This window comes from Streptomyces mesophilus (assembly GCF_040300965.1).
Classification (GTDB): domain Bacteria; phylum Actinomycetota; class Actinomycetes; order Streptomycetales; family Streptomycetaceae; genus Streptomyces; species Streptomyces mesophilus_A.
On record NZ_JBEPEW010000198.1, the window covers coordinates 1 to 11,896 of the forward strand.

Here is an 11,896-nt window from a genome sequence, read left to right on the forward strand (position 1 = left end):
GGGCCCGCCCACCCTTGGGGGCTGGCGTGGGGGGGGCCGGGGGGCGGAGCCCCCGGTTTCGGGAAGGGGCGGGTAGGGGAAAACGGCCCGCCGCAGGCGCAACCGGCCCGCACCCGGCAACGCGCCCGCACCCGCCCTACCCCTGACCGCCCCCGCCCACCCCCGACCGCTCCCAACCACAGCCCCGCCCCAACCGCAGCCCAGCTCACCCCCACCCCAAGACCCCGCAGCCCAGCTCACCCCCACCCCAAGACCCCGCACCCCACCCCACACAGCGATACCCTGACGTGGTCAAACCACCTGTTCGAAGGGACGGACACCCACCATGCCGCTCGAAGCCGGACTCCTCGAGATCCTCGCCTGCCCGGCCTGCCACGCCCCCCTCAAGGAGGCGGACGCCGAGCTGATCTGCACCGGCACCGACTGCGGCCTGGCCTACCCGGTCCGAGACGGCATCCCCGTCCTGCTCGTCGACGAGGCCCGCCGCCCGGCCTGACGCCGTCCGCGGCGCGTAGTACGACGGGGGCCACCCCCGGCCTCGTACGAAAAATGCCGCAGCGCCCGGCACGAACGCCCCGCGCAAACCCGTAGCCGCCGAACCCGGCACACCGGCACAAGCCGAAGCCACCGGCACAAGCCGAAGCCATCGGCACAAGCCGAAGCCACCGGCACAAGCCGAAGCCACCCGCACAAGCCAAAGCCACCCGGCACCCAGCGATCGGAGGCCCACCGCCCGTGCTAGACGATTCGCTGCTGGACAACCCGGACGCCCTCGCCCGCGCCGACCGCAGAGGCCTCCTCCGCGGCGCGGCAGAGGCGGGGGCCAGGGTGCGCACCGCGGTGCGGTTCGCGGAAGAGGCCGGCGTCAGTCAGCTGCGCCCCGAGGGCCGCCCCCGGGCGATCCTCATCGCGGGCCCCGGCGCCGCCTCCGTATGCGTCGCCGACCTGATCGCCACCCTGGCCGGGGGAGCGTGCCCGGTCACAAGGCTGCAGCCCACCGGCGTGGCCCCCGCCGCCGGAGCCCTGCGCTGGGCCCTGCCCGGCTGGGTCGGCCCGGTCGACCTGCTCCTGATCGCCACCCCGGACGGCACCGAGCCCGGTCTCGAACTCCTCGCCGAGCAGGCGTACCGAAGGGGCTGCGCGGTCACCTCGGTGGCCCCCGCCGGAACCCCGCTGCACGAGACGGTCGGCGCCAAGCACGGCCTGGCCGTACCGATGGCGCAGAGCCTCCACGCCGAGTACGAGGAGGGCGCGGCCGCCGGCCCGGACGCGCTGTGGGCGCTGCTCACCCCGCTGCTCGCGCTCCTCGACCGCGCCGGTCTGATCGAGGCCGCCCCCGACGCCCTGCAGAAGGTCGCCGACCGCCTCGACAGCACCGCGGAACGCTGCGGACCCGCCATCGCCACATACAGCAACCCGGCGAAGACACTCGCCGCCGAGCTCGACGAGTCCCTGCCGCTGATCTGGACCGAGGGCCCGCCCGCGGGCCCGGTCGGCCGCCGCTTCGCCGCGATGCTCGCCGAGATCGCAGGACGCGCCGCCCTCGCCGGCGAACTGCCCGAGGCCCTGCCCGCCCACGGCGCCCTCCTGACCGGGAACCTCGCGGCGGGCGGCGACCCGGACGACTTCTTCCGCGACCGCGTGGAGGAGCCGCAGGCGATGCGCGCCCGCGCGGTACTCCTGCGCGACCGTCCCACCGGCGGCCTGAGCGCCGCCCCGGCCGCCCGCGAACTCGCGCTCGGCCACGACATCGCGATCAGTGAGCTCGAACCTCAGGAAGGCAGCGATCTCGAAAACCTGGCGGAGTTGATCGCCGTCACGGATTTCGCCGCCGTTTACCTGGCGCTCGCCTCGGGGGGACGATCATGAGCGTCACCTCAACCGGCCTCCCGGTGCCCGTCCCAGGCGCCTGATTCCCGTACGTACGAAGGAAATCCCCTCATGGACCGCCTCAGCAACACCATCCGCCCGTACGCCTGGGGTTCGACCACCGCGATCCCGCAGCTGCTCGGTGTGGAGCCGACCGGCGAACCGCAGGCCGAGATGTGGATGGGCGCCCACCCCGGCGCCCCCTCGCGCCTGGAGCGCGGCCCGCTCAACGAGGTCATCGACGCCGACCCGGAAGCCGAGCTGGGTGCCGAGGCCGTGGCGAAGTTCGGGCCCCGGCTGCCGTTCCTCCTGAAGCTGCTCGCCGCCGGCGCCCCGCTGTCGCTGCAGGTGCACCCCGACCTCGCGCAGGCGAAGGAGGGGTACGCGGACGAGGAGCGGCGCGGCGTCCCGATCGACGCCCCGTTCCGTAACTACAAGGACGCCAACCACAAGCCCGAACTGATCTGCGCGCTCACCCCGTTCGACGGCCTGTGCGGCTTCCGCGACCCGAACGAGGCCGCCGACCTGCTGGCCGGCCTCGGCGTCGACTCCCTCAAGCCCTACGTCGACCTGCTGCACGCGCACCCCGAGGAGGCCGCCCTCCGCGAGGTGCTCACCGCCGTGCTCAGCGCCGACAAGGACGCCATGACCGCCACGGTCACCGAGGCCACGGCCGCCGCCGAACGCCTCGGCGGCGCCTACGCCCCGTACGCGAGCATCGCCCGCCACTACCCGGGTGACCCGGGCGTGATCGCCGCGATGCTGCTCAACTACGTCCAACTGCAGCCCGGCGAGGCCCTGTTCCTCGGAGCCGGCGTCCCGCACGCGTACCTCAACGGCCTCGGCGTCGAGATCATGGCCAACTCCGACAACGTGCTGCGCTGCGGCCTCACCCCCAAGCACGTGGACGTCCCCGAACTCCTGCGCATCGTCCGCTTCGAGGCCACCGACCCGGGCGTCCTGCGCCCCGAGGCCGGCCCCGACGGCGAGGAGGTCTACGAGACGCCGATCGACGAGTTCCGGCTCTCGCGGTACGTCCTGCCGGAAGGCTCCGCCGCGCGCGAGGTGACCGCCCGTACGCCGCAGATCCTGCTCTGCACCGCGGGCACGGTGACCGCGGGGGAGTTCGAGCTCGCCCCCGGCCAGTCCGTCTTCGTCCCGGCGGGCGAGACGGCGGAGATTTCCGGAAACGGCACCATCTTCCGCGCCACCGTGGTGGCCTGACGCGCCGTCCGCTCCGACTGCTGCAACAATGGCGCACCGCACGGCCCTGAGCGGTCGTGCGGTCCATTGCGTACACGGCGTACGCGGCAGCAGTGCGAAGGGACATCGGGCTAGATGAGCGCGTCAGGCGGCACCAAGGCGATCGTGGCGGCACTCGCCGCCAACCTCGCCATCGCGGTAGCGAAATTCGTGGCCTTCATCTTCAGTGGCTCCTCGTCGATGCTCGCGGAGAGCGTCCACTCGCTCGCCGACTCGGGCAACCAGGGCCTGCTGCTGCTCGGCGGCAAGAAGGCCCAGCGCGCGGCCACGCCGCAGCACCCCTTCGGGTACGGGCGCGAGCGCTACATCTACGCCTTCCTCGTCTCGATCGTGCTCTTCTCCGTAGGCGGCATGTTCGCCATCTACGAGGGCTACGAGAAGATCAAGCACCCGCACGAGATCACGCACTGGTACTGGCCGGTCGGCGTCCTGGTGTTCGCGATCATCGCGGAGACCTTCTCCTTCCGTACGGCCATCAAGGAGTCGAACGCGATCCGCGGCAAGCAGTCGTGGAAGGAGTTCATCCGCCGCTCCAAGGCGCCCGAACTCCCCGTCGTCCTCCTCGAGGACCTCGGCGCGCTCGTCGGTCTGATCCTCGCCCTCGTCGGCGTCAGCCTCGCGCTCGCCACCGGCGACGGCGTCTGGGACGGCATCGGCACCCTCTGCATCGGCATCCTGCTCATCATCATCGCGATCGTGCTCGCGGCCGAGACCAAGTCGCTGCTTCTCGGTGAGTCCGCGGGCACCGAGGAGGTCGCCAAGATCGAGGCCGCGATCGTCGACGGCGACACGGTCACCCGCATCATCCACATGCGTACGCTGCACCTCGGCCCGGAGGAACTCCTTGTCGCCGCCAAGGTCGCGGTCCAGCACGACGACACGGCCGCCGAGGTGGCCGCCGCCATAAACGCCGCCGAGGAGCGCATCCGCACCGCCGTGCCGATCGCCCGCGTCATCTACCTCGAGCCGGACATCTACAGCGAGTCGGCGGCCGAGGCCGGCGACAACCCGGCGAAGTCACCCGGCGGGCCTTCCGCTCACTGATTTCCTCCCGTACGGGGAAGGGCTCTTCCCATACGTGGATGGGCTCTTGCAGTACGAGGACGGGCCCCGCACCTTTCGAGGTGCGGGGCCCGTTGCCGTACGGGGGTGTGCCGGGCGGGAGTTACTGGATCTCGCGCAGCACGTCCAGAATCGCCGCCTCGTCGGGCGCCGACTGCAACCGCTCGCGGAAGCCGGTGTCCATCAGCTTGCGGGAGAGCAGCGCGAGGATCCGCAGGTGCTCATCGCCGGCGGCGGCCTCCGGCACGGAGATCATGAAGATCAACTTGGCCTTCGTGCCGTCGAGCGAACCCCACTCCACACCCTCGGACGACCGGGCGAATCCGACGATCGGGGCGGTGACCGCATCCGTCTTGGCGTGCGGGATGGCGATCTCCTCGCCGAGCCCCGTGGTGCCCTGCGCCTCGCGACGCAGCGCAGTCTGCACGAGCTCCTCGGTGTCGGTCACCTTGCCGGTGGTGGCCAGCATGTTGGCCATCTCGCGGATCGCCGCCTCCTTGTCGTCGGAGGCGAGCTGGACCTTGACGGTCTGCTCGGTGAGGTAGCCCGAGAGGACCTCGTCGTCGGGTGCGGCGTCCGCGGACTGCGTGGCGCCCGCGGTCGCGATCCCGGCCGACTTCGCGCCGGCGGGGGTGGCCGCCGAGGCGGTGCCGGCGGCCGCGGCGGCGGCGCCCGCGGACTTGGCGCCCGCACCCACACCGGCCATCGCGGGCTCGGGACCGGCAGACTCCGCCGCCTTGCCGGCCTCCTTGCGGGCCTTGATCGCGATGAGGGCGTTGGTGGTGAACGCGGTGACGACCGTGCCGACGATGATCGCGACGAAGAACATCAGCGCACCGCTGATCGCGCCGAACAGCGAGACGATCGGACCACCGTGCGGCACGGAGTCCTCGACGCCCGCCACACCGGCGATGGCACCGGCGACCGCGCCACCGAGCATGTTCGCCGGGATGACCTGGGCTGGTCGTGCTGCCGCGAAGGGGATCGCTCCCTCGGAGATACCGAAGAAGCCCATGAACAAGGCCGCGAGACCGGTCTCCTGCTCCTCCTGCGAATAGAGCTTCTTGCGCAGCAGCGTGGCCAGACCCTGACCGAGCGGCATGACGGGGATGGCGGCCGCGGCCATACCCATCACGGCGTTGTTGGTGCCGATGAGACCCACGGCCACGAGGAACGCCGTCTTGTTGACCGGACCGCCCATGTCGAAGGCGATCATGAGACCGATGATGGCGCCGAGCACGATCGCGCTGGAGCCGGTCATACCGTTCAGCCAGTCCTGCAGCTGCGTGAACAGCCAGGAGACGGGTTGGCCGATCAAGTAGATGTACAGCAGGCCGACGATCAGCGTCGAGACGATCGGGATCACGATGATCGGCATGATCGGCATGACGACCTTCGGGACCTTGACCTTCTTGATCCACAGCACCAGGTAGCCGGCCATGAAACCGGTGACGATGGCACCGAGGAAGCCCGCGTTGGCGTCGGCTCCGTAGATGTTGGTGGCATCGGCGGCGAGGAAACCGCCGATCATGCCGGGCACCAGCGCGGGCCGGTCCGCGAGTGCGTACGCGATATAGCCCGAGAAGATCGGCAGCATCAGCTTGAAGCCGGTCTCGCCGAGCTTCTGCACGTAGAACCAGAAGGTGCCCTCGGGGACCACGAGGCCGCCCTTGGCGTCCGCGTGCCCGCCCAGCGACAGCGAGACCGCCAGCAGCAGACCACCCACCACGACGAACGGGATCATGTACGAGACACCGTTCATCAGTGCCTTGTACGCGAGGCTGCGCTCCTTGCCGCCGCCCGCACCGCCACCGCCGCCGGAACCGCCTGCCGCGCCGCCGCCGGAGCCTCCGCCCGAGTAGACCTTGGCGCTCTGCACCTCGGCGATCAGCTGCTCGGGACGGTGGATACCGTCCGCGACCGGGACCGTGAGGAGCTTCTTGCCGGCGAAGCGGTCGAGGTCGACCTCCTTGTCGGCGGCGACGATGATGCCGTCCGCGTCTCTGACATCGTTGTCAGTGAGGACGTTCTCGGCGCCGATCGAGCCCTGCGTCTCCACCTTCATGTCGACGCCGAGCCCCTCGGCCGCCTGCTGCAGCTTCTCGGCCGCCATATACGTGTGAGCGATACCGGTCGGGCACGCGGTGACCGCGAGCAGCTTGAGCTTCCGCCCATCGGGCCCCACGCCTGCGGGGGGTTGCGCTGGACTGGTCACGTATATCTCCTCAAGCGTTCGTCGGCACCGCACCGAGGCGCGGCTTTCGGCCTACCGCATCCTGCTATAGACGGTCTGTGGCCCTATAGCCAGGTCTGTGGGCAAAAGTCTAGAAGGCCTTCTCCCAACAAGCCTTCCGGGCTCTGCAGCCCACGAGGCTACGTGCCGGGGGCGGGCTACTGCCCGCTGGGCCGATCGGTGTAGATTCGTGACCTGACAGACGTCGCTGCTGATGGCGGTCGGGCGGCCCCGCGATTGGGCCGTCCGAGGGAGAGAGGGCCTCCGACGGACTGCGCTGCGAGCTACCGGGTGCATCCCTGTGTGCCTGCGCGGGCTGGTGTTGCGCCTGCGCGTCGCGTGCCCGCGCCGCAGCCGCTCCATGCCCGCAAACCGTCTCCGATCTGGGAGCAGCCTCACATGACCACTCTTGTCAATGGACAGGACTTCAAGGTCGCCGACCTCTCGCTGGCCGAGTTCGGCCGCAAGGAGATCACCCTCGCCGAGCACGAGATGCCCGGCCTGATGTCGATCCGCAAGGAGTTCGCCGCCACGCAGCCGCTGGCGGGCGCCCGCATCATGGGCTCCCTGCACATGACCGTGCAGACCGCCGTGCTCATCGAGACCCTGGTCGCCCTGGGCGCCGAGGTCCGCTGGGTGTCCTGCAACATCTTCTCCACGCAGGACCACGCCGCCGCGGCCATCGCCGTCGGCCCGAACGGCACGCCGGACAACCCCCAGGGCGTCCCGGTCTTCGCCTGGAAGGGCGAGACGCTCGAGGAGTACTGGTGGTGCACCGAGCAGGCGCTGACCTGGCCCGGCACCCCCACCGGCGGCCCGAACATGATCCTCGACGACGGCGGCGACGCCACCCTCCTCGTCCACAAGGGCGTCGAGTACGAGAAGGCCGGCAAGGTCCCCTCGGTCGACACCGCCGAGAACGACGAGCACCGCGTCATCCTGCAGCTCCTCAACCGCACCATCACCGAGGGCTCCGACAAGTGGACGAAGCTCGCGTCGGAGATCCGTGGCGTGACCGAGGAGACCACGACCGGTGTGCACCGTCTGTACGAGATGCACCGTGACGGCACGCTGCTGTTCCCGGCGATCAACGTCAACGACGCCGTGACCAAGTCGAAGTTCGACAACAAGTACGGTTGCCGCCACTCGCTGATCGACGGCATCAACCGCGCCACCGACGTCCTCATCGGCGGCAAGACCGCGGTCGTCTGCGGCTACGGCGATGTGGGCAAGGGCTGCGCGGAGTCGCTGCGCGGCCAGGGCGCCCGCGTCATCGTCACCGAGATCGACCCGATCTGCGCGCTGCAGGCGGCGATGGACGGCTACCAGGTGACCACGCTCGACGAGGTCGTCGACAAGGCCGACATCTTCATCACGACGACCGGCAACAAGGACATCATCATGGCCTCCGACATGGCCAAGATGAAGCACCAGGCCATCGTCGGGAACATCGGCCACTTCGACAACGAGATCGACATGGCTGGCCTCGCGCAGATCCCGGGCATCGTCAAGGACGAGGTCAAGCCGCAGGTCCACACCTGGAAGTTCCCCGACGGCAAGGTCCTCATCGTGCTGTCCGAGGGCCGCCTGCTGAACCTGGGCAACGCGACGGGCCACCCGTCCTTCGTGATGTCCAACTCGTTCGCGGACCAGACCCTGGCCCAGATCGAGCTGTTCACGAAGCCCGAGCAGTACCCGACCGACGTGTACGTGCTCCCCAAGCACCTCGACGAGAAGGTCGCCCGCCTCCACCTGGACGCGCTCGGCGTGAAGCTCACCGAACTGCGCCCGGAGCAGGCCGACTACATCGGCGTCAAGGTCGAGGGCCCGTACAAGTCGGACCACTACCGCTACTGATCCCGTCACGACGGCCCGTACCGCCCGGGCTCCTGCCGGCACGTACGCCCCTGCGAGCAGGACAAGGACGTACGTCAGGCAGAACGCCCGGCGCTCGGGCCGCCCCCGGTCGCCACGTACAGCGTGACGCCCGGTCGACGCGACCAGCAGCCGTGATGGACCGGTGCCGGCGGCCATGACGGACCGATGCCGGCAGCCATGATCGGCCGGTGCCAACAGCCGTCACCGACGGAGCACTTGGCGCCGGGCAGGCCCTCGCCCCTCAGGCGGGGGCCTGCCCGCGTGAAGGCTCGACCGGTCCGCCGAGGACCGGCACCCATCAGGCCGCCACGGATCAGGCCCACGTCGATACGCGCCGACCGCGGTCAAGCCGCCCCGAGCAAGCCCATCCGGCCCCGAGCAGGACCCAGCAAGGACCCGACCTCATGCCCCGCGGCCGTTATTCGCACCATGATCCGCACGATCACACCCCCCTCGGTGAAGAGCACTTCCACTGCGCCCCCGGCCCTTCCGGCTGGCGCTACGTCTCCCAACTGACCTCCCCCTCCGGCGACTTCACCGGCTCCGTCGACCTGGCCGTCGACGAGCTGGGCCGCCCGATCCGCCTGGAACTCCACGCCAGTGACTGGCAAGTGCGCGGCGCCGCCATCGACGGCGTGACCTGGGTGCGCACCGATCCCACCGGCGAGCACGCCACCGAAGGCAATGTCCGGGCCCATGCCTTCGGCGGCGCCTCACCCGCGTTCCTGATCGCCACAGCCCGATTGCTGCGGCTCACCCCCGAATCCCCCTCGAAGCGCGTCCGCCTCGTCCGCTTCACCGACCCCGTGCTCGCCCCTCGCACCCTCGACCAGTCCTGGTCACTGCTGAAAAGCGAAACACACGCCACTGACAACGGCCCGCTGGCCGTGGACGAATACCAGGTCAGCGACCTGGACACGGGGGAGCAGCACGCCGTACACCTCGCCGGGGACGTGGTGCTCGCAGCGCCCGGCATCGAGCTCGAAGACCTGGAGTCACCGCCGTCGGTGTTCCCGTAAGTCCGCTCTCAGGCAAGGGGGTTACGAGGGCATCGAGCCCGGACCCGCTCAAGCAGGCGGCGCGAAACCGGTCTTGGGCGGCACATCCTGCGGCGCGGCTCCCGGCGGCTCGGCAGCGGAGGGCCGGTAGGAGGGCTGAGCCGGCTGGTACGTGGGCTGCCCGGAAGGCGGAGCGAAGGCCCCTGGCGGCACGTGACCGGCACCGCCCGGCACAGGAGAACCGCCCGGCACAGGAGAACCGCCCGGCACCGGAGAACCGCCCGGCACAGCACCGGGAGCTCCATACCCCGTAGCCCCCGACGGTCCGTACCCCGGGGCCCCGGGAGCCCCGTACCCCGGCACCGCCCCGAACGCCTTCCGCGCATCCCGAGCCTGCCGCTCATGCACGACAGCGGCCAGGTAAGCGGCAGGCGGCACCTCTTGCGGCGCCGCAGTCCCCGTACAGGCAGCGAGATCCGCCGCGAGCCGGCCCGCCATCGACCACCCCACCTGCGGATCCAGCTGCCCCATTCGCGTCAGGTACTGCCGGATCGCCAGCCACAGCCCATCGGGCACGCCGGACAGGTCCAGATCGGCGAAACGCCCCACCAACCAGGGCGGAGGCGGCGGCACATAAGCGGTACGGGCAACAGGGATCCGCTCCCGTACGACAAGAGTCCCCGCGAACACATCCCCGAGCCGCCGCCCACGCGCCGACACCAGCGAGGCGATACACGCGACGACCCCGGCCGTCCCGAGGATCTCGATCACCCCCATCGCCCCGCGCACCAGCGCGTGCCGGAAGCGGATGGGCCCGCCGTCATCGCGTACGACGCGAAGCCCGCAGGCGAGCTTCCCCAGCGAACGCCCATGGCTCAGCGTCTCCACCGCGATCGGCCCGCCCACGAGGACCAGCAGGAACGTGGCCACCGAGATCGCCGCCTGCGCGGCGCCGTCGAGGGAGCCGGCAGCGGCGAACAGCGCCACGGACACGGCGATGTAGACACCGAAGGCCGCAGCCAGGTCGATCATCACCGCCAAGGCACGGCTGGGCAGCCGCGCGGCGCGCAGTTCGAGCGCCACCGCCTCACCGGTCACCAGCTCACTCACGTGTCCCGCCCTTCCCCGCACTGCCCCTGGACCGGACAGTCTGCCAAGCTGAGGGCACATCGCGCCGCAGCAAGGGGAGCAGCCGCAGGATGGACCTGGACGTCTTCGTCACCGCACACCGTGCCGAATGGGACCGCCTGGACGCGCTCCTGAGCCGCCGACGCAGGCTCAACGGAGCAGAAGCGGACGAGCTCGTCGCGCTGTACCAGCGCACCGCCACCCACCTCTCGCTGATCCAGTCCAGCGCCCCGGACCCCCAGCTGACCGGTCGGCTCAGCCAGCTTGTGGCCCGCGCACGCAGCGCGGTCACCGGCACCCGCCGCGCTTCATGGCGCGACGTCACCGGCTTCCTCGGCCACGGCTTCCCCGCCGCGATGTACCGCACCCGCCACTGGTGGGTACCCACCGCTCTGCTCTCCACCTTGGTCGCCGCATTGATCGGCTGGTGGATCGCCACCCACCCCGAAGTCCAGTCCGCGATCGCGGCCCCCGAGGAACTCCGCCAGCTCACCCGCCCCGGCGGCGACTACGAGACGTACTACTCGAGCCACCCCGCCGCGTCCTTCGCCGCCCAGGTCTGGACGAACAACGCCCAGGCCGCCGCCATGTGCCTGGTCCTGGGCGCCTTCCTCTGCTTCCCGGTGATCTGGATCCTGTTCCTCAACATGCTCAACCTGGGCGTGGGCATCGGCCTGATGTCCTCCGCAGGCCGCCTCGACACCTTCCTCGGCCTGGTCCTGCCCCACGGACTCCTGGAGCTGACAGCCGTCTTCGTCGCGGCCGGCACCGGCCTGCGCCTCGGCTGGACGCTCATCGACCCGGGCCCGCGCACCCGCCGCACAGCCCTCGCCGAAGAGGGGCGCGCCGCCTTGGGCATGGCCATCGGCCTGGCCCTCATCCTCTTCATCTCCGGCGCGATCGAAGGCTTCGTCACCCCGTCCGGTCTTCCCACATGGGCCCGCATCACCATCGGCGTCGTCGCCGAACTCGCCTTTCTTCTCTACGTGTACGTGGTGGGCGGACGCGCGGTCCGCGCCGGCGAGCGCGGAGACGTGGCGGAGCCCGAACAGAGCGCCTCGGTGCCGATCGCCGCGTGATGTGCGTTCAACCCTCCTGACCTGCTACTGTCCTCTCCGCCCCAAGAAAGTCGTTGACACGGCTGGACGGGGGAGGTAGATTCGAACAGTTGCCTGGAACCAGTCAGGTTCGGCGGCAGAGCTTCATATCTACGTGCTTCGCAGGAAATTCATTCCTCACGAAGCCTCTCCGATTCATCAGAATCCAAGGCCGGTCAGACCGGTCGAGAAACTCTGATAAAGTCGGTCTCGCCGGAAAGGGAAACCGTCGAAAAGCGGAAACCCAGGAAAGCGAATCCCAGTCCGACTGGGAATCGGGCCCGAAAGAGTCTGATAGAGTCGGAAACACCGAAGGGAAGCCCGGAGGAAAGCCCGAGAGGGTGAGTACAAAGGAAGCGTCCGTTCCT

9 protein-coding genes are annotated in these 11,896 nt (G+C 70.1%); 7 read left to right on the plus strand and 2 right to left on the minus strand.

The annotated features are described in order from the left end of the window. Positions 1–325 precede the first annotated feature (325 nt). The 4 genes from ABT367_RS37685 (at position 326) to ABT367_RS37700 (ending at position 4,176) form a co-directional block, all read left to right on the plus strand. The gene (locus ABT367_RS37685; protein ID WP_199553004.1) at positions 326–496 is read left to right on the plus strand and encodes a Trm112 family protein; all 171 of its coding nucleotides are present in this window, start codon (positions 326–328) and stop codon (positions 494–496) included. 239 nt (positions 497–735) lie between these two features. Beyond that, positions 736–1,869 carry an SIS domain-containing protein gene (locus tag ABT367_RS37690; protein WP_352258015.1) on the plus strand — a complete coding sequence of 378 codons (1,134 nt, stop codon included), beginning with the start codon at positions 736–738 and terminating at the stop codon, positions 1,867–1,869. 72 nt (positions 1,870–1,941) lie between these two features. Beyond that, positions 1,942–3,093: a mannose-6-phosphate isomerase, class I gene (gene manA / locus ABT367_RS37695; RefSeq protein ID WP_352258017.1), complete on the plus strand. Its 1,152-nt coding sequence runs from the start codon at positions 1,942–1,944 to the stop codon at positions 3,091–3,093. Positions 3,094–3,207: 114 nt separating this feature from the next. Next, positions 3,208–4,176, plus strand: a complete 969-nt coding sequence (locus ABT367_RS37700; RefSeq protein WP_352258019.1) for a cation diffusion facilitator family transporter — start codon at positions 3,208–3,210, stop codon at positions 4,174–4,176. 121 nt (positions 4,177–4,297) lie between these two features. On the opposite strand, the gene ABT367_RS37705 is transcribed toward ABT367_RS37700, so the two are convergent. Further along, positions 4,298–6,409 carry a PTS fructose transporter subunit IIABC gene (locus tag ABT367_RS37705; RefSeq protein ID WP_352258021.1) on the minus strand — a complete coding sequence of 704 codons (2,112 nt, stop codon included), beginning with the start codon at positions 6,407–6,409 and terminating at the stop codon, positions 4,298–4,300. Positions 6,410–6,826: 417 nt separating this feature from the next. Between ABT367_RS37705 and ahcY the strand changes: the two genes are divergently transcribed. Together ahcY and ABT367_RS37715 are read left to right on the plus strand one after the other, a co-directional pair. Next, entirely contained in the window at positions 6,827–8,284 is a 1,458-nt protein-coding gene (ahcY, locus tag ABT367_RS37710) for an adenosylhomocysteinase (RefSeq protein ID WP_352258023.1), read from the plus strand. Between the two features lie 425 nt (positions 8,285–8,709). Further along, positions 8,710–9,324 (plus strand): hypothetical protein, encoded by a 615-nt coding sequence (locus tag ABT367_RS37715; RefSeq protein WP_352258025.1) that lies wholly within the window; start codon positions 8,710–8,712, stop codon positions 9,322–9,324. A gap of 48 nt (positions 9,325–9,372) precedes the next feature. Here the strand turns inward: ABT367_RS37715 and ABT367_RS37720 are convergent, their stop codons facing one another. After that, complete coding sequence (locus tag ABT367_RS37720; RefSeq protein WP_352258027.1) at positions 9,373–10,413, minus strand: RDD family protein; 1,041 nt, start codon at positions 10,411–10,413, stop codon at positions 9,373–9,375. A gap of 89 nt (positions 10,414–10,502) precedes the next feature. Between ABT367_RS37720 and ABT367_RS37725 the strand changes: the two genes are divergently transcribed. Next, positions 10,503–11,510: a stage II sporulation protein M gene (locus ABT367_RS37725; RefSeq protein ID WP_352258029.1), complete on the plus strand. Its 1,008-nt coding sequence runs from the start codon at positions 10,503–10,505 to the stop codon at positions 11,508–11,510. Positions 11,511–11,896: the final 386 nt, after the last annotated feature.

Bases quoted from the DNA above. Each gene is read 5' to 3' on its own strand.
- ABT367_RS37685 (WP_199553004.1), top strand. From the start codon at position 326: ATGCCGCTCGAAGCCGGACTCCTCGAGATCCTCGCCTGCCCGGCCTGC.
- manA (WP_352258017.1), top strand. From the start codon at position 1,942: ATGGACCGCCTCAGCAACACCATCCGCCCGTACGCCTGGGGTTCGACC.
- ABT367_RS37700 (WP_352258019.1), top strand. From the start codon at position 3,208: ATGAGCGCGTCAGGCGGCACCAAGGCGATCGTGGCGGCACTCGCCGCC.
- ahcY (WP_352258023.1), top strand. From the start codon at position 6,827: ATGACCACTCTTGTCAATGGACAGGACTTCAAGGTCGCCGACCTCTCG.
- ABT367_RS37715 (WP_352258025.1), top strand. From the start codon at position 8,710: ATGCCCCGCGGCCGTTATTCGCACCATGATCCGCACGATCACACCCCC.
- ABT367_RS37725 (WP_352258029.1), top strand. From the start codon at position 10,503: ATGGACCTGGACGTCTTCGTCACCGCACACCGTGCCGAATGGGACCGC.